Below are 22,889 nucleotides of genomic sequence, written 5' to 3' on the forward strand. Positions count from 1 at the left end.
ATGGCAGCCTAGCCCGGCAGGATGTACCGCTCGATCGCCAGCGCCGCGCCGTCCTCGGTATTGGCGGCGGTGATCACGTCAGCCTGACGCTTGATCGCCTCTTCCGCCTGCCCCATGGCAATCGACAGCCCCGCGCGATGGAACATCGCCGGGTCGTTGCCACCGTCCCCCATGGCGGCGGTCTGCTCCAGCGGCACGCCGAGGTAGTCCGCCAGCGTTGACAGCGCCTCCCCTTTGTTCGCCTTCATCGCCGTCACGTCCAGGTAGATCGGTTGCGAACGCGACACCTGGGCCTGGCCCTTGAGCAGCGGATGCAAGCGAGCCTCCAGTTCGACCAGCAGATCGGTATTGGCACTGGTCGCAACGATCTTGTCGATGCGTTCAAGGTAAGGCTCGAAGCTTTCTACCTCCAAGGGCGGATAACCCAGGCCACGGGTTTCAACCGGCACCATCGGCCCATGGGCATCGCGCACCAGCCACTCGCCATCGGCGAACACCCAGACCTCGATGCCCGGTTGGTCGGCGTACAGGGCCAGGGTGCTCAACGCCGCTTCAGGCGGCAAGTAATGAACGGCGAGAAAACTGCCATCGGGGTGCACCAGCGTACCGCCGTTGAACGCCGCCGTGGGCAGGTCGACACCCAGGGCTTCGATCTGCTGCAACATCGCCCGGGGCGGACGCCCGGTGGCGAGACTGAACAGCACGCCGGCCTCACGCAAGGAGCGGACGGCTTCGATGGTGCGCTGGTTGAGGCTGTGGTCAGGAAGCAACAAAGTGCCGTCCATGTCACTGAGCAGGAAGCGGATAGGACGTTTCAACTGATCAGTCATCCGAGGCCATGCCAGACGCGATCATCGCGAGTCAACAGATCGTGCGCCGCCGCCGGGCCATCCTCGCCAGCCTGGTAAGGCTGGACGCTTGCATCCTCGCGCCAGGCATCGAGGAAGGGTTGCACCGCGCGCCAGCCGTTTTCAATGTTGTCGGCGCGCTGGAACAGCGTCTGGTCGCCCGTCAGGCAATCATAGATCAGGGTCTCGTAACCCGTTGATGGCTGCATTTCAAAGAAGTCCTTGTAGGCAAAGCCCAGCTCGATATTCGCCATGTCGAGTGCCGGCCCGGGCCGCTTGGCCAGCAGGTCGAACCACATGCCTTCGTTGGGCTGAATCTGGATTCTCAGGTACGTAGGTTGCAGTTCGTCGACCTCGGTGTCACGAAACTGCGCATACGGTGCCGGCTTGAAGCAAATGACGATTTCCGTGTCGCGCACGCTCATGCGCTTGCCGGTGCGCAGGTAGAACGGCACGCCTACCCACCGCCAGTTATCGATCATGACCTTGAGCGCAACGTAGGTTTCGGTGCTGCTGCCGGGCGCGACATTGGTTTCCTCGCGGTAACCGCTGACAGGGTTGCCGTTGATCTCACCCGCCGTGTACTGGCCGCGCACCGAGTTGGCTCGAGCCTGCTCGACCGACCAGGGCCGGATTGCGCCCACCACCTTGGCCTTTTCGCCTCGCACCGCGTCGGCGCCGAACGCGGCCGGCGGCTCCATGGCAACCATCGCCAGCAACTGGAACAGGTGATTGGGCACCATGTCCCGCAGGGCACCGGTATGTTCATAAAAGCTGCCACGGGTTTCCACGCCGACAGTTTCGGCGGCGGTAATCTGTACGTGGTCGATGTAGTGATTGTTCCAGAACGCCTCGAACAGGCTGTTGGAGAAACGGCTGACAAGAATGTTCTGCACCGTTTCCTTGCCCAGGTAATGGTCGATCCGGTAGATCTGCTTTTCACTCATCACCTTGAGCAGGCAGGCATTGAGCGCCTCGGCGGTTTGCAGGTCGGAGCCGAACGGCTTCTCGATCACCACGCGCCGGAAGGCGTCATCCTGCTCTTGAAGCAGCCCGGCCGCGCCAAGGCGGCGGACCACTTCACTGAAAAAGCGTGGCGCGGTCGCCAGGTAGAAGACCGCATTGCCGGTGCCGCTGGCGGCGATCTTCGCCGCCAGCGCTTCGTAGGTACTGTCATCGAGAAAATCACCCTGGACGTAACTGATGCCCTGGGCCAGGCTGGCCCAAAGCACCGGATCGAGCGCCTGGTCGGGGTCGCCGCCCTTGCTCGCCGCTTCGTTACGGATGAAATCCTCGAGTTTCTTTGCAAAATCCACATCGCTGATAGCGTTGTGGTCGACACCAATGATCTGCAGGCCATCCCCCAACAACCCGTCACGACTCAGGTGGTAGAGCGCCGGCATGAGCAAACGCTTGACCAGGTCTCCATGAGCACCGAACAGGAACAACGTGCTCGGTGGTGCCGGTTCTGCCTTGGATTTCCTGCCGATCGAGGTCATTTTTTCGGCGTCTCCACATGGCCGCCAAAGCCGAAGCGCATGGCCGAGAGCATCTTGTCGCCATAGGTGGCTTGCTGGCGGGAACGGAAACGGGCGAACAGCGAACTGGACAGCACCGGTACCGGCACCGCTTGCTCGATGGCCGCTTCGATGGTCCAACGGCCTTCCCCGCTGTCGGCGACCTCGCCGGAGAAGCCATCGAGCTTCGGATCGCTGGCCAACGCATCAGCGGTCAGGTCCAGCAGCCAGGACGAAACCACGCTGCCACGCCGCCAGACCTCGGCGATATCGGCCAGGTTGAGGTCGAAACGCTGCTCCGGTGGCAGGCTTTCGCTGGATTTGGTCTTGAGGATGTCGAAGCCCTCGGCGAAGGCCTGCATCATTCCGTATTCGATGCCGTTGTGGATCATCTTGACGAAATGACCGGAACCGGCCGGGCCCGCATGGATGTAGCCACGCTCGGCGCGGTCGTCGTCAGACTTGCGGTCACGGGTACGCGGGATATCGCCGATGCCCGGCGCGAGGCTTTCGAACAACGGGTCCAGGCGCCGCACGACTTCAGTGTCGCCGCCGATCATCATGCAATAGCCGCGCTCAAGCCCCCAGACGCCGCCGGAGGTACCGACGTCGATGTAGTTCAAGCCTTTTTCCGACAGCGCCTGGGCGCGCCGGATGTCGTCCTTGTAGTACGTGTTGCCGCCATCAATGATGACGTCCCCCGGCTCGAGCAGGTCGCTGAGCACGTTGATGGTGTCTTCGGTGGGTGCGCCGGCCGGCAGCATGACCCAGACAGCCCGAGGCTTCTCCAGGCCGGCGACCAGCGCCGGCAGGTCCGCGACGCCCGTCGCGCCTTCCTGGCTCAGGTTTTCGACAAAAGCGGCATTGCGGTCATAGACGACGGTGGTGTGCCCATTGAGCATCAGGCGCCGCGCAATATTGCCGCCCATGCGGCCCAGTCCAATGATCCCGAGTTGCATGTGCTGATGCTCCCTACTACAAATAAAGGTGTGTCAAAGGTTTAGCTCAAGGTGACTTGTGGAGGTTAGTCCAGAGCATTGCCGCATAGTTTCCGGGTAAATCGCCCGATCACAAAGGATAACGTTCAAAAACCGGCCGAAGACACGCGGACCATGAAAAATAAAAAAGTTCCATCAACGGGCAAAAGTATTCAGAATTGGTGCCGATAAAGAATTGTCGCCAAGAAACTGACGACATCTCTCTAGTTGATGTAGCCATTTGCGAGGTGAGCAATGGGCCCTGTCGTTACCGCACGTCCTCCACAAACCCTTTATGTGACCATTCGTCGCGACGAATTACGCCTGCTGAAGGAAGAGCGTGATCTGCTGCTTGATGAAGTGACGCAGTTGCGCATGCAGTTGCAACACGCACAGCTCTCACACCAGGGCCAGGCTTTGGCTCGCTGATCCTGTCCTCCGGGCAAGACACTTTGGTGACGCCGGGCAAACCGGTGTCACGACGAAAGAACACCGCAGACCCTGTGGCGAGGGAGCTTGCTCCCGCTGGGGTGCGCAGCGCCCCCTAAAAATTGCGGTCGCTGCGCAACCGAACGGGAGCAAGCTCCCTCGCCACCAGGCCTCCAGCAGTTCCGGATGCACGGATCGCGAAAAACTCACGAAGTTTTCACACCTGGTCCGTAATAATCCTGCAATCACAAATAGTTACGGCGATGGCCCGTGCGCACCAGTCCGGTGCCAGCAGTCTCGTCGGTGAACGCTGGAGCGCTTGATGAGTGTGTTCAAACGCAGCAAAACGACTGCGAAAGGTTTCGATTGGGCCGGGTTCGGCTGGCTGTTTCTGTTCTTCTGGTATTTTTCCGGCATCACCCAACTGCTGATCCTGTCGAGCGGCACCGCCGGGTTCGCCGGGTTTCGCCAGGCCTTCGTGATGAGTGCGTTGTGGTTGGCACCGCTGCTGCTCTTCCCCGCCCGCACCCGCCTGCTTGCCGCGATCATCGGGATCGTGCTCTGGGCTTGCTCCATGGCCAGCCTGGGCTATTTCTTCATCTACCAGCAGGAATTTTCCCAAAGCGTCATCTTCATCATGTTCGAGTCGAACGTGTCCGAAGCTGGCGAATACATGACCCAGTATTTCGCCTGGTGGATGGTGCCGGCGTTCCTGGCGCATACCCTGGTCGGTTACTTCCTCTGGACGCGCCTGCGCCCGGTCTACCTGCCACGCAGCCAGGCCTGGGCGGCAGCGCTGGTCATCATGGTGGCCGTGGTCGGCTACCCGCTGACCAAGCAGACCCTGCGCACTGGCAGCCTGGCCAAGGGCTTCGAGAAGTTCGAGAGCCGCGTCGAGCCGGCGGTGCCCTGGCAGATGCTGGTAGCGTACCGCCGCTACACCGAACAGCTGGAAAACATGCAGGGCATGCTCCACAGCACCAGCAAGATTGCGCCCCTGCGCAACCTTCAGGACACCATGGCCAATGAGCCGGCCACCCTGGTGCTGGTCATCGGCGAATCGACCAACCGCCAGCGCATGAGCCTGTACGGCTATCCGAGAGAAACCACGCCGGAGCTGGACAAGCTCAAGGACCAGCTCTCGGTCTTTGACAATGTCATTACCCCGCGCCCCTATACCATCGAGGCCCTGCAGCAGGTACTGACTTTCGCCGACGAGGAGAATCCGGACCTTTATCTCAGCACGCCATCGCTGGTGAGCATGATGAAACAGGCCGGCTACAAGACGTTCTGGATCACCAACCAGCAGACCATGACCAAGCGCAACACCATGCTCACGACGTTTTCGCAACAGGCCGATGAGCAGGTCTACCTGAACAACAACCGCAACCAGAACGCCGCACAGTACGACGGCGACGTGATCGAGCCCTTCAACAAAGCCTTGGCCGACACCGCGCCGCGCAAGCTGATCGTGGTGCACCTGCTCGGCACCCACATGAGTTATCAGTATCGGTATCCGCCGACCTTCAACAAATTCACCGACCGCCAAGGCGTGCCTGCCGGGGTGCGTGACGATCAGGTGCCGACCTACAACAGCTACGACAACGCGGTGCTGTACAACGACTTCGTGGTGTCCAGCCTGATCAAGGACTACGCCAAGAGCGACCCCAACGGCTTCCTGCTGTATCTGTCGGACCACGGCGAAGACGTCTTCGATTCACCGGGCCATGGCACCCTGGGCCGCAACGAGGCCAAGCCGACAGCGCCGATGTACACCATCCCGTTCATGGCGTGGGCCTCGCCGAAGTGGCGCGAAACCCATGACTGGAATTTCGCTGGCGACCTGTCGCGGCCCTACAGCAGCTCGCACCTGATTCACACCTGGGCGGACATGGCGGGCTTGAGCTTTGATGAGCTCGATCGCAGCAAGAGCCTGGTCAGCGATGACTTCAAGTCACGGCCGCTGTTGATCGGCAACCCCTACCAGGACCAGCGCAAGGGGCTGATCGATTTCAGCCTGATGCAGCCCAAGGGCCCTGCTGGCCAGGTCGTGCAGAAGTAGTCGAAAAGCCACAGCCCGCATCTGGAGTAATGCGGTTCACTTGAGGCAATCCCGTGGCGAGGGAGCTTGCTCCCGCTCGGCTGCGAAGCAGCCGTAAACCTGCGGGTGCGGTGTGTCTGATGCTCTGCATTTGGCTGGTTTTGGGGCCGCTTCGCGGCCCAGCGGGAGCAAGCTCCCTCGCCACGGGTTCTAAGTGAACCTCATGACGCCCTTAGAGGGGCTTGATCCAGAACAGCATGCGCCCGTGGGCCGGGTCGAACATGCCGGCGGCAAAGCCGAACTTGGCATAACTGGCCTGGGCCACGGCGTTGCCTTCCAGCACTTCCAGGGTGATCTTGCAGCACCCGCGCTGGCGGGCGATGTCTTCGACTTTCTGCAGCATCTTCTGGCTCAGGCCAAGCCCACGAAACGCCGGCATCACGGCTACATCGTGGACATTCACCAAAGGCCGGCAAGCGAAGGTCGAAAAACCCTCGAAACAGTTGACCAACCCCGCCGGTTCGCCATTGACGAACGCCAGCACACTGAAGGCGTGGGGGCGCTTGGCCAGCTCTTCAGGCAGATGGGCCAACACCTCGGTCGGCAGCGAGTGCCCACCGCCCATCGGATCCTCGGCATACCCGTTGAGCACATGGCAGATCGCTTCGGCGTGGACCGGGTTGGTGTAGCTGGCTTGCAGTACAAGGATATCCTTGGCTTCTTCCATGATCTTCCATCTCGTTTCGATAAGGCCGACGGCTTGGCGTCGGCAGGGTCGGGTCAGGCGGGCTGACCAAAACGTTGCAGTTGCATTTCCTGAAGGCGACTGAGAGTACGGCGAAACGGGAATTGCAGATAGCCCTGCGTGTACAACTGGTCCATCGGCACCTGGGCCGACAGGTACAACGGCACTTTGCGGTCATAACATTCGTCGACCAAAGCAATGAAACGCCGTACGCCGTCGTCATGAATCGACAGCTGCGGCAGCTCGCGATCACCGGCCTCGACCCGCTCGACCCCGTCTTCGGTGCCGCGGGCAATGCGTCCTTCACGTTGTTCGGCGCTCAGACAGGGCACGTCACTGAGCAGAATGGCCTTGAAACGATCGCACAGCGCCATGAAATCCAGCGCCGAGAACGGTTGCTCGCAAAGATCGGGGTAACGGCTCCACAGCACTGTATCGCTGGCCTGGACCGGAACGATCTGGCGATGGCCGACCTCAAGCGCCTGGTTGCGGGTTTTCTGCCCGGCGCTCAACTGGGCGAAAACCTCCGCCAACGGATCAGGCTGGGCCGGGTCACGCAGCCAATAACGCTGCTGCAAGGCGCCCGGGTGCTGGCGATGATCCTGCCAGCCATTCACCGGCACGACCTGCATGTACTGCTTGATGGCCGTTATGGTCGGCAGGAAGCGCTCACGGTTGTGACCGCTGGCGTACAGCTCATCCGGCGGCAGGTTGGACGTGCTGACCACCACCATGCCCAGCTCGAACATCACCTGGAACAGGCGGCCGAGGATGATCGCATCGCCGATGTCGGTCACGAACAACTCGTCGAAGCACAACACCCGCACCTCTCGGCTCAGCTCCCGAGCCAGGGCCTGCAACGGATCGGGCGTGCCGGTGAGCTGGAACGAGCGCTGATGCACCCAGGCCATGAAATGATGAAAATGCTGGCGACGGGCCGGAACCTCGAGGCTTTCATAAAAGCGATCCATGAGCCATGTCTTGCCCCGCCCGACCGGTCCCCACAGGTAAACACCCTTGATTGCCTTGCGGCCTTCGTGCAGCGCCTGATGGCACTGCTCCAATGCCATGATTGCCAGCTCCTGGGCTTCGTCCTGGACGAAGCCGTGGTGTTCGATGGCATGCTGCCAGGCGCTCAAGGGGGAAGTGAAAGTCATGCGACCCGGGTCCGGAAGGAGAAGGTCTGGAGTATGCCATGCAGCAGGATCCGAGAAGTATTTCATGATTCACCACAAATCCCGTGGCGAGGGAGCTTGCTCCCGCTGGGTTGCGTAGCAGCCCCAAGCTTTGCGGTCGCTGCGCAACCGAGCGGGAGCAAGCTCCCTCGCCACAAAAATCAGGCGGAAATATCCAGCCGACTGATCTTCCCCTGCTCATCGAGCCGGAAGGTGTAGCGCAACTCCAGTGGACTGCCGGGAAAGGTTCCGGAGATCAGGTTATGGACCAGCACCTTTCCGGTGCGTTGCTGCACGTTGAGGACTTCGACCCGCGGTTGGTAACGGCGCGCGGTATCTTCCATCCATTGGGCGATGGCCTGGGTACCGACCCGGTGGTTGCCTTCATCGAACACATTGGCATCCTCGGCGAAGAAACGCGTCACCGCCGAGCTGTCGCGAGCATTCGCGGCAGCGATGTAGCCGGCGATGGCCGGGGCCAGGGAAGAGACGGGATTGGACATGTCAGGGGCTCCTTGTTGTATCGATCCGGAGTCATCCTAGAACAGCGCTGTGTCAGTTTTTGTCAGGAGTAAAACGCCCCGCCTCATCAAGATTCATCAGCGCCAACCAGGCTCGCAGCAAGTCGCTGCGCCTGCCGGGGTAGCGCTCGCCCTGGACGCTGGCTGAGGCAATCCGGTCGGTACGAAACGTCCGATAGGCACCGCGTAGTTCGCACCAGGCCACCACCACCCGCGCCTCATTGAAAAAGCCCAGGGCCAACGGCCAGATCAACCGCTGGCTGGGGGTCTTGTTGACGTCGGCGTAATCGATGTGCAATTTGGCTTGAGTGCGAATGGCCTGGCGGTAGACATTCAGCTCGACGGCGTTCTGCGGATAACCGTAACCCGGTGGGCCGGGCAATACCGTGGGGTTGTGCAGGGCATCGCGCAAACCAGGGGCCAACACCGCCTCGACCTTTGCCAAAGCGTCGGCGGCGGCCTTGCCCAGTACCTCATCGCCACGCTGGTCGACGTAGCGCAAGCCCAGCACGATGGCCTCGATTTCATCGGCGGTGAACATCAGCGGCGGGAGGAACAGGCCGCTGCGCAGCACATAACCTATGCCCGCCTCGCCCTGGATCGGCGCGCCCAGGGCAGTCAGTTCGGCTATATCGCGATAAAGCGTGCGCTCGGACACCCTCAGTTCGGCCGCCAGCGTCGCGGCGGTAACCGGGCAGCGCTTGCCCCGCAAGACTTGCAACAAGGTCAGCAGCCGAGTGGTTCGCGACACGATGGCGGATCCAGGGAAAAGATGAAGCAGATTAGCAGAGGCTGGTGTCAGAAACTGTCAGCAGCCGTACCGCCATGACATCAATCCCTGTGGCGAGGGAGCTTGCTCCCGCTCGGTTGCGTAGCAGCCGCAAAAAAAAACGGGGCCGCTGCGCAGCCCAGCGGGAGCAAGCTCCCTCGCCACAAGGATTCATGCGTCGCCGGGTGATAGGGTTGTAACCAATAATCCACATACGAGAACGTCCATGCGCAGAATCCTCGGCTTGCCCCTCATCCTGATACTGCTCAGCCTGAGCGCCTGCGCCCTCTTCCCGCACCGCGACCCGCTGAATATCAACGTGGTCGGTATCGAGCCACTGCCCAGCGAGGGTCTGGAGATGCGCTTCGCGGTGAAACTGCGCTTGCAGAATCCCAACGAAACCGCCATCGACTACAGCGGTGCGGCATTGGATCTGGAAGTCAACGGCCGCACATTGGCGACCGGCGTCAGTGACCAGAGCGGCTCGATCCCACGCTTTTCCGAAGGAATCCTGAGCATACCGGTGAGCATCTCGGCGTTTTCAGTGATCCGCCAGACCCTGGGCCTGAGCCAGACCCAGAGCCTGGACAACCTGCCCTACGTGCTCAAGGGCAAACTCGCCGGCGGCTTGTTCGGCACCCTGCGCTTCGTCGATCGCGGAACCCTTGATCTACCGAATTCCGCGGCCACCTGGTGATCATGCAATGAAACGCACGCCCGGCTTGGCGCGCTCATCCACCACCAGCTCGAATACATCGGGCCGGGCGTAGTGCCCGACCACGTCATAGTCGTAACGCGCCCGCACCAGCTCATCGGTATCGATTTCAGCGGTCAGCAATCCGACGGAGCCCTTCAACGGCCCGGCCAGCACGTCGCCCATGGGCCCGACAATCACGCTCCCGCCCGCGATCAAAGGCCGCTCCGCCGGCCAGTTCACCACCTCGATACCCAGCTCTACCGGCGAGGCCTGGACCTGGCAGGCACTGACCACAAAGCAACGCCCTTCATGAGCGATATGCCGCATGCTCACCTGCCACATTTCCCGCTCGTCCACGGTCGGCGCGCACCAGACGTCCACGCCCTTGGCATACATCGCGGTGCGCAGCAGCGGCATCATGTTTTCCCAGCACACCGCCGCGCCCACGCGCCCAACCTGGCTGTCGATCACCGGTAAGGTCGAACCGTCGCCCTTGCCCCAGATCAGCCGCTCAGTGCCGGTGGGCATCAGTTTGCGATGCCTGGCGACGAGGCCGGCGTCCGGTTCAAAGTACAGCGCGGTGCAGTAGAGCGTATTGCCGGCGCGCTCGATGACACCCAGCACCAGGCTTGCCCCGGTTCGCGCCGAAAGCCCCGCCAGCGCCTCGGTTTCCGCACCGGGCACGTCGATGGCGTTGGCAAAGTAGCGGGCAAACGCTTCGCGCCCTTCCGGTAGCCGATAGCCTAGCTGGGTGCCAAAAGTCTCGCCCTTGGGATAGCCGCCCAACAGCGCCTCGGGCATGACCACCAGGCGTGCACCGGCCTCACGAATGGCATCTTCGTAGGAAAGAATCTGCGCGAGGGTTTCGCCTTTGCCGCCTGGCAGCGAGCCGATCTGCAAGGCAGCTACAATGGATTTGGGCATGGTCTTCAACTCCGTGATTTCAAGTGTTGCTGATTCTCAGGCGCCGACGGATCATGAATAAAGCCCTGCCCGCTGCTAAAAGATATGAAGCAAATGAATATCGCCGATGTAGACCTGAACCTGCTGAAGACCTTCGAAGCCCTGCACGACGAATCCAGTGCAAGCCGCGCCGCCCTGCGCCTGGGCGTCACTCAATCGGCGATCAGCGCCGCGCTGCGCAGGCTGCGAAGCGTGTACGACGATCAATTGTTCGTGCGCACCGGCCGCGGCCTGGCGCCGACATTGCGGGCCAACCAACTGAAACCGGTGATCAGCGAAGCGTTGGACAAATGCCGCCAGAGCCTGGCGATGATCGATCCGGGCGCCAGCCACTACGAGGGCCGCTCAGTCATCGTCGGGTTGTCGGATGATTTTGAAATTGCCTATGGCCGGCGATTGATCGAGGAAGTTGCGCGACGAGCGCCGGGGCTGCGCTTGATCTTTCGCCAGACCCACAGCCAGATCGTCGGTCGCGCCTTGATGGAGCGCAGCCTGGACCTGGCGATCACAGCGGGGGGATTTGCCGAACGGCTATTGAGTCGCCAGGTCCTCGGCGAAGGCGGCTACGCCTGCCTGGTGGACCCTGCCAGCCTGACGGAGGACCAGCAGCGCCTGAGCCTGGAAGCGTTCGTGACGCGGGAGCATCTGCTGGTTTCATCGGGCGGTTTCATCGGCATCACTGATGAAGGACTGGCCGCACTCGGCCTGCGCCGACGGGTGAGCGCCTCGACCACTCACTTCGCCGCGCTGCCGTTCCTGCTCAAGGGCAGCCAGGCCGTGGCGACCATTCCGGACCATGCCGCCAAGGCCATCGCGGCGCTCAGCGGCCTGTCGTTGCTGCCCTGCCCGCTGGCGTTGCCGCGCTACCCGATCGAGTTGGGCTGGCGGACCCATGCGCAGCGGGATCCGGCCGTGGAGAAAGTGCGCGAGGCCATTGTCGCGACCTTCAGCTGAGGTTATTTGTTCGCGGCCATCAGCCGATTGACCTCGCTGCGTACCATGTTGGCGTACTCCGGAGGCGACATGCCGTCCAGCTCGGCGCGCACCCACTCGGCCCATTTGCCCTTGCGCTTGGAGCGTTCGCCAAACAACCGCGCAGCGTCACCCTTGGCCTTGCCCAGGTTGTTTTGCCACAGCTCGAAAAGTCGGGATTTTTCATCTTCCAGCGCCGCGCGCTCGGCCAGCGGCTTGTCAGCCAGATTGAAACTCATGGGGAATTTCCTGTTGCGTAAATAGGCGCCATCTTACACCTTGCACAGAAACGTCTTAACCATGATTTTTGCCAGCGGCCTTGGGCCATGCCAACTGCTGCAACTTTTGCCCAAGCGCAACACTCCATTGTTCACTGCCATCAACCTCAAGGAGTACTTCAATGGCTCGCACAAGCGCCGCGCAAGCGAACGGAGAGCAAATCAAGGATCAAGCCTTCAGCGAACTGAAAGCGTTGATTGAAGAGTCGGAGAAGCTGCTCAAGAGCGGTGCCGCCCTGGTTGGCGAGGACGCGGAGAACCTGCGCGAGCAGATTTCACAGAAATTGCGTCAGGCCCTGGATTCGGTCGCCAGCGCTCGGGAACGCACGCGCCCGATGGTTGATGCCACGCAGGCTTACATCGGCGGCCATCCCTGGCAGACCGTAGCGATTTCGGCAGGTTTCGGGCTCGTGGTGGGCTTGTTGCTGGGACGCCGTTAAGCCCCAGCCAAAAAAGCCTATAGCCCCGCCAACTCGCGCAGTTGGCCCAGTGTCTGCTCGTCCAGCACAATTCCTTGTTCGCTGGACTTGCTGCGCTCACGGTGTCGGCGATCCCCTGGCAACCGACGCAATCCGACACCGTGCATCTGCCTGACCAATTCTTCACTGCGTGAAGCGAAATCCTGGCCGGCGGCCTTGCTCGGATCAATCACGATCAACAACTGTCCGGTCCAGGGAGTCTTGGCTCCGGGATGGTTGTGCCAGTCGAACTCGAACGAAAAGTTGCCCCCCGTCAGCGCGGCCGCCAGCAGTTCCACCATCATCGACAAGGCCGACCCCTTGTGACCGCCAAACGGCAGTAGCGCGCCGCCCTCCAGAATCGCCTTCGGATCACAGGTCGGCTGACCGAGGCTGTCCACCCCCATGCCGGGAGGTAATCGCTCACCTTCGCGCGCGGCAATCTGCACGTCGCCATGGGCGATGGCGCTTGTAGCGAGGTCGAAAACAATCGGCTCGCCGCCGTTGCGTGGGGCGGCGAAAGCAATGGGATTGGTACCGAACAACGGCCGATCCGCGCCATGGGGCACCACACAGGTCATGCTGTTGACCACGCTCAAGGCCACCAGGCCTTCATAGGCGAACGGCTCGACATCCGGCCACAGCGCGGCGAAGTGGTGAGAGTTGCGTATCGCCAGCACCGCAATACCGGCGCTACGAGCCTTGTCCACCAGCAATGGGCGGGCGGCGGCCAGGGCGGGCTGGGCAAAGCCGTTGCAGGCATCGACCCGGACGAACCCGGACGCAACATCCTCGACGATCGGCACGGCCTGGCCGTTGACCCAGCCGCTGTTCAACGTCGAAACATACCCGGGCATGCGAAACACCCCATGGCTGTGGGCGCCATCGCGTTCGGCGCCGGCGCAGTTCTCGGCCAGGCTGCGGGCGACATCGGTCGAGGTGCCATGGCGGAGGAAAATCTGCTCCAGCAAGCTCACCAGAGCGTCAAAGGACAAGCTGCCAGAACCGGCATGATTGGATGGTGCGGACATCTGAAGCTCCATAGTGATTGTTGGAGGTAGCAACAGCGTAGCGGGAACTGCCCCGTGGATCAGATACCGCGTTCGGGGGGGCACGATCAACCTTGAGTGCGGTAACTATGTACCACCTTCGTTGATCGGGCGCTGGCTAGTCTAGCCGCTTCAACCACCGACGCGCCGCCTTGCGGTGCCTTGATCGAGAAGCAACATGGCCACTGAGACTACCCCGCTATTATTTCCTGAGGTACTGAATGCCAGCCGCCTGGATCAACTGAGTCACAACCACGGGCTGACGCAGGCAGACCTTGAGTGGCTGCATCACGTGTCCTTGGCAAGCCACACACTACGCGAGGCGCAGCAGCCACCGATGCTGGCGGAAACGATTTTATGCGCAGGCGAAGGGCAACCCCCGATAGCGCTGGCGGGTTGTTTTACGCTCAGTGCCTGGCCAAGCGTCGACTCGCCGACTATCAGACCTGCTTTTCTCTATACACCGTATGGCGGGATCAAGAAATTCAGCAATCGGGAAAGCCTCACAAGCGCAATCGAGCAGATGCTGAAAAGCCCAGCGGACCGTGACGATCTGTTTCATTTCCTATCGATTTCCCAACGCAACAAACTCAACGCTGCAACTCATCTCAGAACGGCAAGGCTGCCCATCGACGGGGATGTTTTCACAACTCAGCTGGAATCCATCGAAGGTGCGCAAAAGGCGAATGACCTGGCGATGGTGGACGAACTGACGAGACTACCCTCGCTTACTTCCATGTTCGACCGTGTTCTGAAGGAGGTGCTGCCGGATATCGATCATAGACAGGTGCGCGTGACCCTTGGCGCGGCTAGTGCCCTGGAGGATCCGAAAGCCAGCCAGGTGACCAGGAACATGTCGTTGAGTCATGCGATCCTGTTCTACTTCCATCATCAGGGCTGGCCTTCAGGGCATACCGTTGATTTTTTCCACCACAAGATACATCCCACGCCGGACAATGCGCGGAATTGGGAAACGGCGGTAAAAATCGTCGCCCGCGAACTGATTCCCCAAATGACCGACGAAATTGACGCCTATTGGAATGCCCTGGGTCCGGACCATATTTCACGCCGCAGCTTTTTGTCCCAGGTTATTAACGCGGCTTTGCGGGCGAATATCCTGGTCATGCGGGAAAAAAAGCAGCTGACTGCGGCGCAGAGCCAAGAGCTGCTTCGACTGTTCCGGCCATCACGCCCGGAAGAACGGCTGCTGTTTATCGAAACCATCCGGCTTTGGGAATATGAGCCGCACTACGTGGAGCTCGCGGGCTCCTTGATGGTCAGCTGTGATGGGCACTATCTGTATACCCCGGGTCAGGGTTTTCAGACAGTGGTCAACCATCAGGGTTTTGAAGAGGCACTGCTCAATACGTCCGCGCCTGCCGAGCGAAAGGAAGAACTGTATAGCCTCCTGAGCCTGGAAGAGCGTAATCGCTTCCTGCGCTTTGACGAGCTGCATGTATCGGGCAAGGAAATTGCGCTGCCCATGTCCGAATTTCTGGCTGAAGCAATTATCGACAAACAGCTGGATAACCTGCATTACGCGCTGGAGATGTCCCGCCAAAGCGACGTGGATGTTAAGGCATTGCTCGATAAAGCCCTGGATATACGCAGCTTTATCAACCCGGACCTGTTGAGGCAAAAAACCGATGGCCGATGGGGCACGCGCCCGTCTTTCTATGGAAACCTTCGACCGTCGAACCTGTTAGCCGATAAGGTCCAGCGAAAGATCCAGACGTATGCCAGTGTTGAACAGGCTACCAACGAGCTGTTTTCCCACTTACCGGTGTCCAACAAAACCTCGTTGAGCACAGCGCTGCAGGACCTGCCAGAAAAGCTGGCGAGTGCTTTCTCCCTGGGGATACAGGCCGAGGCCGAACTCAGGGACCTCAACGGAACACTGCCGCTTGCGGCGCGCAACCTCATCGACGCAGTTTTTGCTCACGACTCCAATTACCCGGACCGCAAGCAACGTACCGTGGTCAGAGGCTTCCGGCCAGATGTTTACTCGTTGAAACTGGCCTGCACCACGGGAAATGAAACTGACGTCGTATCGCTGGCCAATTGTTTCTTGTTGACCGAGCGCGGCGGCCTGGATACGCCTCACTCAGGCATGGCTATCTTTTGGACGCCCGCCGAAGGCTTACATGTTTTTTCGTCCGTCAAACTGGCGACGGAGCAACTGAACCTACGCTTGCTCGATCCCCGAAAGCGCTTTGATTTACTGCAAAACCTCACTACGGCCCAGCGCCTCCCTCATCGGCAGTATCAAATCGAAGCGTTTGAACTGGTTGAAGACAATGTGCCGGTCAATCGGATGAGATCGTTCGTCAAGCAGCTTGAGGCTGAACATGATTACTTGAGCGCGTTGGAAACTGGAAGTTGGCGCCCGACCGGGCCTGCATTGGAAAAAAGCCTTGCTGCGCTCCTGAAGAAAGACACACCCACCAATCTGACCCGTGCCACACGGATCGCCCAGACCATCCGCTGGCAACAGAAGCTTCCCGCCTGGCTCGGCACGGCCTCCCTTGACGATCAACGTCTGCATGTCGAGTTGCTTGAGCAATATAAAAACAGCGTGGACGATGACCAGGATTACCTGGACGGTATCGAACCCTTGCATGCTTATGTCGGGAAACAACTGAAGGGATTACTGGAAACACGCTTCGGCAAAAACGACCTTGATCCCGACACGATTCAAATCACACCGAACCTTGCCTTGTTGGGGCCTGTTGGCACATTGACCGACTTCGCCCTGCGTCATGTCAACCTTATCCAAGGCACGGGATTTCAAGTGTCTTTAATGTCCACGCAGCAACTCCCCCTGGGTTTGAACGAGGCAACCATCAAGCAAATGTTGTTGTCATTGGATATCGCCACCACCTATGCAACTCATGTCCAGGGTGAACTTGACGGGCGTTCCGCCAACGTCCAGCAGCGCAAGCAGCGGTTCTGCCGACAATTACCCTGGCAACTTCTGCAGTACGCGCATGCGTTGCATCTACAGCAGCATCTTTCCAGCAGCGCTTTCGACTTGATCCGCCAGGTGCTGGACATGCCGGACGCCGTCGCCCGCCAGGCGGTGGAAGGCGCCGGCGCGTTTATCCGTCCGCTTGAACTGATCAAGACCGGGGGGGCCACGGCGGTCCAGGCGCTGGGCCTTTATCTGATCGGGTCCAATACCGACGCAAGTCCCCACGTCTTGTATGCGCCCTATCATGAAGGACACAACTTCATGGAGTTCAAGGACAACGCGAGCATCGTAGCTGCTTTCACCAAGCCAGGGGCACTTCAGGACTTGCTGATTCGCCGGCTCCCCGAGAACCAGCAAGCCAGTTTCAAAAACCTCTTCGCGGAGACGATTGGAAAGCTATCCGAGATCACCCTGGCCTCGAACCCGATCCAGACAAACGTGCTGCATACCCTGTTCAGCGACAATACAAAGCTGCTACCGGCGATGCTCGCGACCCAAAGAGATAAGGAACGGCAGTTTGACTGGGAAACGGTCACGCATCTGCTCAGCTCCGGCGTCAAGGCCCTGGGCAGGATGTTGTCCGGCAAGTTGGCTTTTGTCGAGACGCTCTGGGACAGCTACAAAGACTTCTACGGCTCCTCCGAAGCCTTTCGGCAGGGTCGCTGGAAAGACGGCTTACGCGACTTTATCGCCGGCGCGGCGGAAATGGTTTCACTTGGCCTGATCAATCGCGACGACACCGGCGGACTTCTCGATCCCGCAACACCCGTTCCGCAGGACGCCCCGACCGTGGTTCCACCGAAATGGGGCGAAATCAGTTCCACAGCGGCAGCGCGCACCGACCTGCAGGCATTCGAAGCGGCTGATGTCAGTCTCAAGGACCTCCAAGCGAATACCGCCGACGGCACCTACAAAGCGCTAGCATCCGGCAAGCTCTACGCTCCTGTCGCCGGCAAGGTTTTTCAGATAGCAAAAGCCCACGACCTCTGGCGCATCATCCATCCAGACGGTGAAGGCCCCCTTTTGCAGAACCCGGCTGATAGCCGGAAATGGGTGATTGACCCGCAACTGCAGAACATTCGCTATGGCAAGGCGATGTCGACATTGAGCAATAGCTACAGCGATTACAGGGCCGCCAAATCCCTTAACATCGAAGCCCGGGGTATGACGGAAATACGTCGTAAATACCCGCACCACGCCTATGTGATTGTGCAAGCGCTCGCGACGGCGAGGGGTTACTGCGCCAACACGCTTCATAACCTCAATCTGGTCAGACACAACGTAATCCCAGGCTCTCGGGTGGACAAATTTCTCAGAGTGTTTTTAGGAGTCAACACGGTTGACAGCAGCCATGTGCAGAAGATACTCGCGGCGGTCTCGCCGGTTTGCCAGGCATTGGCTGATCCAGCCTGGGAGTTACTGAATGGAGAGCGCATCGTTATTGGCTCCCTTAAACACATACACGAAGGAGCGTCCGCCTTTGTGTTTGGGTCCAGAAAGACCGGAAAAATCTATCTTACCCAACATTTTTTCGCGATGAACGTGGGTTGGTACAGAACCTTCGTGCCGAGCTCCTTTAATCTCGATGCTCATGCCCAGGCGGCGACATTCATCCACGAGCTGTCACATCAACTCTTCGATACGCTCGACATCGCTTATCTGGATATAGCCCGGCCATTTCCGGACCTGATATCTACGGTGACTCACTTCGCAAAAAAGGAACATGACAAGCAAGTGGCGCTGCAACGCGATGGGTTTTCGCTGACCACTCCCCGGACGCGGCTGTTCATGGAGCTGGACAAAACCACAAACAGGCTCAAGAGCCTGGAGCTGTTTCCAGAATTTGATGACCGGGCACAGGAAATCCTTGAAATAACAGGCGCCAGCACCATGGACCAGGCGCGTGATGCATTCCTGGATCCGGTTCGGGCAGACAAACGCATCGATGTCCTGATGCGAAATGCTGACTCCATGACTCTGCTCATCTGTGAACTGGGGCGACAAATCGACCCGGGCCCGATCGTCATGCCATAGCTGGGCTATCCGGTGCCCGAAAGACAGGTGGATTTGATCTTTTTTTCACGCCGCTTGTGGGACGGTATGGCTCCAGGGGGCAGCAGCGGGCTTTATCACATGAAAAACAAGGGTATTTGATGCTTAATCGCCATGTCGGTTGTTCTCGGCAGCTGCCGTCGAAGGTTAGAATGCGGCAAACCAGGAACAGCCAATGACCGAACGAATACTCTCGGAAGCCGAATACGACGCCATCAGCGATGCGGCCGCGCATTGGTGCATGCGTTTGCACGCTGATGACTGCACCGATGCCGACCGATTGGCGTTCAAGCAATGGCATGACGCCGACCCTCTGCACGCTTTCGAATACCAGGCCATGCTGGAAATCTGGGGCGTGGCCGAGCATCTGCCGCGTGTCGAATCCGCGCCGACCCTGCCAGCCCGGCGGCCACGGCCGCGCTGGAGCCGTCTGGCTGTCGCCGCCGCGGTGATCGCGCTGGGCTTGCCCTTGGCCGCGATTACCGGTTGGAACATGGGGTGGCTACCTGACTCGTACCAGCGCCTGGAAGCCGGCGCGAGCGTACGTCATGTCACGCTGGGCGATGGCAGCCAGGTGGAGCTCAACCTTGGCAGCGAACTGGTGTTCGCCAACTACAAGCATGAGCGTCGGGTCACGCTGAAAAAAGGCGAGGCGTTCTTCGATGTCAGTCACGACACCCGGCATCCTTTCGTCGTTCGGGCGGGCCAGGGCCAGGTGCGTGTGACAGGCACCCGTTTCAACGTGTGGATGTATCAGGACCAGGTTCGGGTCACATTGGTGGAAGGCTCGGTATGGGTGACCAGCAACATGAACGCCACTGCGGGCGGCTCGCAACTGTCACCGGGAATGCAGGCAAGCTACAAGGCGGGCGACTACCAGCCGCAGGTACGCGAGATCGAACCCGGCGACAGCTCCCTGGCCTGGCGCAACGGCAAGCTGGTGCTGAATGACCTGGCCCTTTCCGACGCACTGCCATTGATCAATCGCTACCTCGAACGTCCCGTCATGCTCGCCGACCATGCTACCGGCACCCTGCGTGTCGGCGGCATCTACAACCTCAACGAAGTGAAGAACCTCGTGCCCTCGCTGCCCAAGGTCCTGCCGATCTATCTGACCCAGAACCAGGACGGCAACCTGGTCCTCAATTCCATCGGTCATCATCCGGCCAAACATTAAAAAAGCCGCGCCCATTCGGGTCGCGGCTTTTCTTCACGACAAAGCTGCCTTACTGCGTCGCGACCCTGCCCGCCTCATCACGCTCGCGGATGACCTTGGCCTGGTAGTTCGGATCGGCCTTGATCTGCTGCTCGGTAAAGGGCAGCGTGCTCCACTGCCGCTTCGAGAATGCCTGGGTCTGGTCCGCCGAGTAAGGCGAGGCCGGGTCACTGGAAATGGAAAACGCCAGCAGTCCCTGGGCCTGCGGGCCGCTGCCATCGAATGTCACCACTTGCAGATAGCTGGTGCCGCTGACCACTTCCCGCTTGCCGTTCGCCCCCGGCACACTCTGGATCGCGTTATAGATTCCCAGCTCCGCCGGGCCGCCGTGGATCGGCGTCTGCCGACCGCCCTGGCTGGCAACCTGGATGTCCCGCCAGCGGCTGTCCGCTGCCAGCCCTGCCGATTTCACCGACTCCCGTGAAGCCAGCATGGCCTGGCGCAGCGCCTCGGCCACCGCAGGCCGCTCGATTGCCAGGCCCCGCGGAGTGTGTTGCGGATCTTTCGGATCGAACGCGACGCGCCAGGTATCAGGCACTGCTTGCAGCGCCTTAATGATCTGCTGGAAATGCACGAAGCCGACGCCGCTGTCCAGGCTCGCCGTGCGATCCCAGGCCTTCAGGCGGGTGCATACTTCAGTCAGAGCTGCGGCATCAGCCTTCAGGTCCCCGGCGCAGAAGGCCAACAGGTCCGGCATCAACTGGTCCGCCAGGTAAACCTGGTCATCCATGACCATGCGCTGCAGTTCATCCACTTGCACCGGCCCGTCTTTGCCCAACTGGCCCAGTCGATCCAGCGCGAAACGTGCGCGCAACCCTAGCGGTTGGTCCTGCTGGCTGATCAGTGGCGAATAACCGGACAAGGGCTGAGCGGGATTGACCATCCAGGCCGAATCGTTGGAGTTCTGCACGTAATCACGACGCGACAACTGCGGCAGTTTGTCGGCGGCATAGATGCCCTTCTGCGCGGCCTTGGGGTCCACGCTCCAGTTGCATTCGCTGCGCGAGCCATCCAGCACGATCAGTTTCAGCCCGGCCCTCGGATCACTGCACCGCGCCAGCTTGGCCGCGTCAACGTTGGGCACCACCGAAACGTTCATGTAGAGACTTTGTCCCTGGTCGTCCACCGCCAGGGTATTGACCCAGGGAATTCCGTGGATCCGCTGGACCGACGCCTGCAGATCCTTGAGCGTGACGGCCTGATTCATGGCGTACCACTGCGCCAGCACCCGATCGTTCTCCAGGTTCGCGTCCCGCAGGCTGTAGGCGAAGCGGTTGTCCCAGTCCAGCTTGCCAGGCCATTGCACCACCGGCCCGAATTGCGAGCCGTACACCACCCGTGAAACCGGCTTGACCTGCCCGTCGGCCTGCTTGACGTCCACCGTGACCACCTGTTGGCTCATCGGCACTGACTTGCCATCCAGCAGATAGCGGGTCGGGTCCTTCGGGTCGAGCTGCAGGCGGTACAGGGTGAAATGCTTGGAGGTGTCGACGGTGTGGGTCCAGGCCAGGTGCTGGCTGAAACCGATATTGATCATCGGCAAGCCGGGCAACGCGGCGCCCATGACATCCAGCTTGCCGGGAATGGTCAGGTGCATCTGATAAAAGCGCATGCCGCCCACCCAGGGGAAATGGGGATTGGCGAGTAACATGCCGCGACCGTTGAACGAACGTTCGCTGCCGATTGCCACGGCGTTGCTGCCGCGGTCGAGGGCGAAGCGCTGCTGGCGGGTCGCGGCGACTTCGAAGCCGGACATCGAGGTGTCGGCCTGTGTGGTCGCCTTGGGCGGCTGCGCACCCGCCACGGCCTCGGCGAACTGGCCGACGCCACCTTCCACCAACAGGCGCCGGGTCAGTTTGACCAGGTCCAGCGCCGTGATTGGCCGCACCCATTCGCTGGCGCACTGTGCGGGCAAGCCCTGCGCCTTGCGCTCGGCCAGTGCGCGGTTGTAACCGGCCACGTAGCCTTCGACCAGTTGCTGCACTTGGGGCGTCTGGGCCTGCCAGAAACCGGATACGGCCTGAGGCGTGTTGAGCCAGCTGAAGAACAGGTCGCTGGCCCGGTTGGACCGCTGCTCCAGGGTGACCTGTTCGGGGCCGAAGTAACGCGAGCGCTGGCCGTTGACCGTCACGATCTCATTGGCCAGCAGGCAAAGATTATCCTGGGCATACGCGTACCCGATGCCGTAGCCCAATCCACGCTCATCCTGGGCGCGTATGTGCGGCACGCCAAAACTGGTGCGGCGAATCTCGGCGGTGGCCTGCTCCACCTCTCCTCGCGCGCTGACAACGGTACTGACACCCAGGGCCATCCCCAGCAACGCACCCGCAAGGCAAAACCTCGATAACTGCCCGGACATTCTCACGCTCACTCCTGATCGAAAACCAATACGCCTCCCTTGGGAACGAACCGGATGAAAAAAATTTAACCGCAGACAGCCGCCTGGCTGCGGGGCTTTGCTGATTTCCAGGCATTTTTTTCACATCGCCCCCTTCATGATTCGCCCTCCTCGTTCGTCTTATAGAGGAGAGCATTTCATGACCTTTTCTGATCAGGCTGTTAAGGAGTCTTTACATGCATAACGCACCAATGCCCATGGAGGGCAAGCCAGGATCGGCACGTGTGTCAATGAGCACCACCAACAACGTCTTCGCCAAACCAACGGAACGCGGCGGCAATGAGCACATCAGGCGCCTGCTCAAGAGCTACGGGCTGCGAACGAGCCTGATCCGCCTGAAGGTGATCGATGCGCTGCTCAAGGCCGCCGAAGAGAATCGGCAACTGGGGGTGCGGGGCGTGCATAGCCAGTTGCTGGGGCTGGACATTCCGTTGTCCTTCCTAAGTGTGCGCGAGGTGCTCAAGCGCCTGTGCAGCGAGGGGGTCGTCAGCCTCCATCCGGATAAAAGCTACAGCTTGCATCCGAGTGCGGTGGCCGTGCTCAACGCCAAGCAGTAGCCGGGGCTCAAGGCTTGACCTTGCGCCTCATCACCCCGTTGATCACCACCACGATGACCGCCACGGCAATAGCAATGTATTGAAACAGCTGCTCGCTGATCATGCCTTTACCTTGCATCCATGACAGCCCGAGCATGATTGCCAGGACAACGATGACCACTATGATCGAGTATTTCAAACGTTGCGAATGAGTCATTTGCCAATTTCCTGAATGTATTCGTGCTGTTTCCGCGCGCCTGCCAGGCTCGTGCCCGGT

The 22,889-nt window shown here is 60.4% G+C and carries 20 protein-coding genes; 8 read left to right on the forward strand and 12 right to left on the reverse strand.

Annotation, left to right across the window (positions count from 1 at the left end; all coding sequences use genetic code 11):
• Positions 1–8: 8 nt before the first annotated feature.
• From M1E16_RS15915 to gnd, 3 genes are read right to left on the reverse strand one after another with little or no spacing between them, the layout of a single operon-like run.
• A complete protein-coding gene (locus M1E16_RS15915; RefSeq protein ID WP_458127838.1) occupies positions 9–830 on the reverse strand; it encodes an HAD family hydrolase in 822 nt (273 codons plus the stop codon).
• Positions 827–2,347, reverse strand: coding sequence for a glucose-6-phosphate dehydrogenase (gene zwf, locus M1E16_RS15920; protein WP_458127839.1), 1,521 nt, complete (start codon positions 2,345–2,347; stop codon positions 827–829). Before zwf ends, M1E16_RS15915 begins: the two co-directional genes overlap by 4 nt.
• Positions 2,344–3,324, reverse strand: coding sequence for a phosphogluconate dehydrogenase (NAD(+)-dependent, decarboxylating) (gnd, locus tag M1E16_RS15925; protein WP_305500662.1), 981 nt, complete (start codon positions 3,322–3,324; stop codon positions 2,344–2,346). Before gnd ends, zwf begins: the two co-directional genes overlap by 4 nt.
• A gap of 273 nt (positions 3,325–3,597) precedes the next feature.
• Here gnd and M1E16_RS15930 point away from each other — a divergent pair, with 273 nt between their 5' ends.
• Together M1E16_RS15930 and M1E16_RS15935 are read left to right on the forward strand one after the other, a co-directional pair.
• Positions 3,598–3,771 (forward strand): DUF6026 family protein, encoded by a 174-nt coding sequence (locus M1E16_RS15930; RefSeq protein WP_305500661.1) that lies wholly within the window; start codon positions 3,598–3,600, stop codon positions 3,769–3,771.
• Positions 3,772–4,093: 322 nt separating this feature from the next.
• On the forward strand, positions 4,094–5,833 hold the full coding sequence (locus M1E16_RS15935) for a phosphoethanolamine transferase CptA (protein ID WP_434630566.1): 1,740 nt from the start codon (positions 4,094–4,096) through the stop codon (positions 5,831–5,833).
• A gap of 211 nt (positions 5,834–6,044) precedes the next feature.
• Here M1E16_RS15935 and M1E16_RS15940 read toward each other — a convergent pair whose 3' ends face one another.
• The 4 genes from M1E16_RS15940 to M1E16_RS15955 form a co-directional block, all read right to left on the reverse strand.
• Positions 6,045–6,539, reverse strand: coding sequence for a GNAT family N-acetyltransferase (locus tag M1E16_RS15940; protein ID WP_458127840.1), 495 nt, complete (start codon positions 6,537–6,539; stop codon positions 6,045–6,047).
• Positions 6,540–6,592: 53 nt separating this feature from the next.
• Entirely contained in the window at positions 6,593–7,714 is a 1,122-nt protein-coding gene (zapE, locus tag M1E16_RS15945; RefSeq protein WP_434698307.1) for a cell division protein ZapE, read from the reverse strand.
• 179 nt (positions 7,715–7,893) lie between these two features.
• Positions 7,894–8,235 carry a nuclear transport factor 2 family protein gene (locus tag M1E16_RS15950; RefSeq protein ID WP_434573825.1) on the reverse strand — a complete coding sequence of 114 codons (342 nt, stop codon included), beginning with the start codon at positions 8,233–8,235 and terminating at the stop codon, positions 7,894–7,896.
• Between the two features lie 52 nt (positions 8,236–8,287).
• The gene (locus M1E16_RS15955; protein ID WP_434630558.1) at positions 8,288–9,004 is read right to left on the reverse strand and encodes a helix-turn-helix transcriptional regulator; all 717 of its coding nucleotides are present in this window, start codon (positions 9,002–9,004) and stop codon (positions 8,288–8,290) included.
• Between the two features lie 244 nt (positions 9,005–9,248).
• Between M1E16_RS15955 and M1E16_RS15960 the strand changes: the two genes are divergently transcribed.
• A complete protein-coding gene (locus tag M1E16_RS15960; RefSeq protein WP_458127841.1) occupies positions 9,249–9,719 on the forward strand; it encodes an LEA type 2 family protein in 471 nt (156 codons plus the stop codon).
• On the opposite strand, the gene M1E16_RS15965 is transcribed toward M1E16_RS15960, so the two are convergent.
• Positions 9,720–10,643: a carbon-nitrogen hydrolase family protein gene (locus M1E16_RS15965; RefSeq protein WP_458127842.1), complete on the reverse strand. Its 924-nt coding sequence runs from the start codon at positions 10,641–10,643 to the stop codon at positions 9,720–9,722.
• Between the two features lie 84 nt (positions 10,644–10,727).
• Between M1E16_RS15965 and M1E16_RS15970 the strand changes: the two genes are divergently transcribed.
• Complete coding sequence (locus tag M1E16_RS15970) at positions 10,728–11,636, forward strand: LysR family transcriptional regulator (RefSeq protein WP_458127843.1); 909 nt, start codon at positions 10,728–10,730, stop codon at positions 11,634–11,636.
• 2 nt (positions 11,637–11,638) lie between these two features.
• Here M1E16_RS15970 and M1E16_RS15975 read toward each other — a convergent pair whose 3' ends face one another.
• Positions 11,639–11,893: a hypothetical protein gene (locus tag M1E16_RS15975; RefSeq protein WP_003181187.1), complete on the reverse strand. Its 255-nt coding sequence runs from the start codon at positions 11,891–11,893 to the stop codon at positions 11,639–11,641.
• Between the two features lie 161 nt (positions 11,894–12,054).
• On the opposite strand from M1E16_RS15975, the gene M1E16_RS15980 reads away from it, so the two are divergent.
• Positions 12,055–12,372 (forward strand): DUF883 family protein, encoded by a 318-nt coding sequence (locus M1E16_RS15980; RefSeq protein ID WP_434573816.1) that lies wholly within the window; start codon positions 12,055–12,057, stop codon positions 12,370–12,372.
• A 17-nt stretch (positions 12,373–12,389) separates the two neighbouring features.
• Here the strand turns inward: M1E16_RS15980 and M1E16_RS15985 are convergent, their stop codons facing one another.
• Entirely contained in the window at positions 12,390–13,421 is a 1,032-nt protein-coding gene (locus M1E16_RS15985) for an Ldh family oxidoreductase (protein WP_458127844.1), read from the reverse strand.
• A gap of 196 nt (positions 13,422–13,617) precedes the next feature.
• Here M1E16_RS15985 and M1E16_RS15990 point away from each other — a divergent pair, with 196 nt between their 5' ends.
• Positions 13,618–18,444, forward strand: coding sequence for a dermonecrotic toxin domain-containing protein (locus M1E16_RS15990; protein WP_458127845.1), 4,827 nt, complete (start codon positions 13,618–13,620; stop codon positions 18,442–18,444).
• 193 nt (positions 18,445–18,637) lie between these two features.
• Positions 18,638–19,639, forward strand: coding sequence for a FecR family protein (locus M1E16_RS15995; RefSeq protein ID WP_434698311.1), 1,002 nt, complete (start codon positions 18,638–18,640; stop codon positions 19,637–19,639).
• A 49-nt stretch (positions 19,640–19,688) separates the two neighbouring features.
• On the opposite strand, the gene pvdQ is transcribed toward M1E16_RS15995, so the two are convergent.
• Positions 19,689–22,037 (reverse strand): bifunctional acylase PvdQ, encoded by a 2,349-nt coding sequence (gene pvdQ, locus M1E16_RS16000; RefSeq protein WP_458127846.1) that lies wholly within the window; start codon positions 22,035–22,037, stop codon positions 19,689–19,691.
• Between the two features lie 215 nt (positions 22,038–22,252).
• Here pvdQ and M1E16_RS16005 point away from each other — a divergent pair, with 215 nt between their 5' ends.
• Positions 22,253–22,633 (forward strand): fe2+ zn2+ uptake regulation protein, encoded by a 381-nt coding sequence (locus M1E16_RS16005; protein WP_434697551.1) that lies wholly within the window; start codon positions 22,253–22,255, stop codon positions 22,631–22,633.
• 7 nt (positions 22,634–22,640) lie between these two features.
• Here M1E16_RS16005 and M1E16_RS16010 read toward each other — a convergent pair whose 3' ends face one another.
• Complete coding sequence (locus M1E16_RS16010; protein WP_458127847.1) at positions 22,641–22,829, reverse strand: hypothetical protein; 189 nt, start codon at positions 22,827–22,829, stop codon at positions 22,641–22,643.
• Positions 22,830–22,889 lie beyond the last annotated feature (60 nt).

Source organism: Pseudomonas sp. Z2-11, assembly GCF_054161305.1.

Coding starts and splice junctions, on each gene's coding strand:
- M1E16_RS15985 (WP_458127844.1), bottom strand. CDS start 13,421: ATGTCCGCACCATCCAATCATGCCGGTTCTGGCAGCTTGTCCTTTGAC.
- M1E16_RS15990 (WP_458127845.1), top strand. CDS start 13,618: ATGGCCACTGAGACTACCCCGCTATTATTTCCTGAGGTACTGAATGCC.
- M1E16_RS15975 (WP_003181187.1), bottom strand. CDS start 11,893: ATGAGTTTCAATCTGGCTGACAAGCCGCTGGCCGAGCGCGCGGCGCTG.
- M1E16_RS15965 (WP_458127842.1), bottom strand. CDS start 10,643: ATGCCCAAATCCATTGTAGCTGCCTTGCAGATCGGCTCGCTGCCAGGC.
- M1E16_RS15940 (WP_458127840.1), bottom strand. CDS start 6,539: ATGGAAGAAGCCAAGGATATCCTTGTACTGCAAGCCAGCTACACCAAC.
- M1E16_RS15980 (WP_434573816.1), top strand. CDS start 12,055: ATGGCTCGCACAAGCGCCGCGCAAGCGAACGGAGAGCAAATCAAGGAT.
- gnd (WP_305500662.1), bottom strand. CDS start 3,324: ATGCAACTCGGGATCATTGGACTGGGCCGCATGGGCGGCAATATTGCG.
- zwf (WP_458127839.1), bottom strand. CDS start 2,347: ATGACCTCGATCGGCAGGAAATCCAAGGCAGAACCGGCACCACCGAGC.
- zapE (WP_434698307.1), bottom strand. CDS start 7,714: ATGACTTTCACTTCCCCCTTGAGCGCCTGGCAGCATGCCATCGAACAC.
- M1E16_RS16010 (WP_458127847.1), bottom strand. CDS start 22,829: ATGACTCATTCGCAACGTTTGAAATACTCGATCATAGTGGTCATCGTT.
- M1E16_RS15930 (WP_305500661.1), top strand. CDS start 3,598: ATGGGCCCTGTCGTTACCGCACGTCCTCCACAAACCCTTTATGTGACC.
- M1E16_RS16005 (WP_434697551.1), top strand. CDS start 22,253: ATGCATAACGCACCAATGCCCATGGAGGGCAAGCCAGGATCGGCACGT.
- M1E16_RS15970 (WP_458127843.1), top strand. CDS start 10,728: ATGAAGCAAATGAATATCGCCGATGTAGACCTGAACCTGCTGAAGACC.
- M1E16_RS15935 (WP_434630566.1), top strand. CDS start 4,094: ATGAGTGTGTTCAAACGCAGCAAAACGACTGCGAAAGGTTTCGATTGG.
- M1E16_RS15950 (WP_434573825.1), bottom strand. CDS start 8,235: ATGTCCAATCCCGTCTCTTCCCTGGCCCCGGCCATCGCCGGCTACATC.
- M1E16_RS15915 (WP_458127838.1), bottom strand. CDS start 830: ATGACTGATCAGTTGAAACGTCCTATCCGCTTCCTGCTCAGTGACATG.
- M1E16_RS15960 (WP_458127841.1), top strand. CDS start 9,249: ATGCGCAGAATCCTCGGCTTGCCCCTCATCCTGATACTGCTCAGCCTG.
- pvdQ (WP_458127846.1), bottom strand. CDS start 22,037: ATGTCCGGGCAGTTATCGAGGTTTTGCCTTGCGGGTGCGTTGCTGGGG.
- M1E16_RS15995 (WP_434698311.1), top strand. CDS start 18,638: ATGACCGAACGAATACTCTCGGAAGCCGAATACGACGCCATCAGCGAT.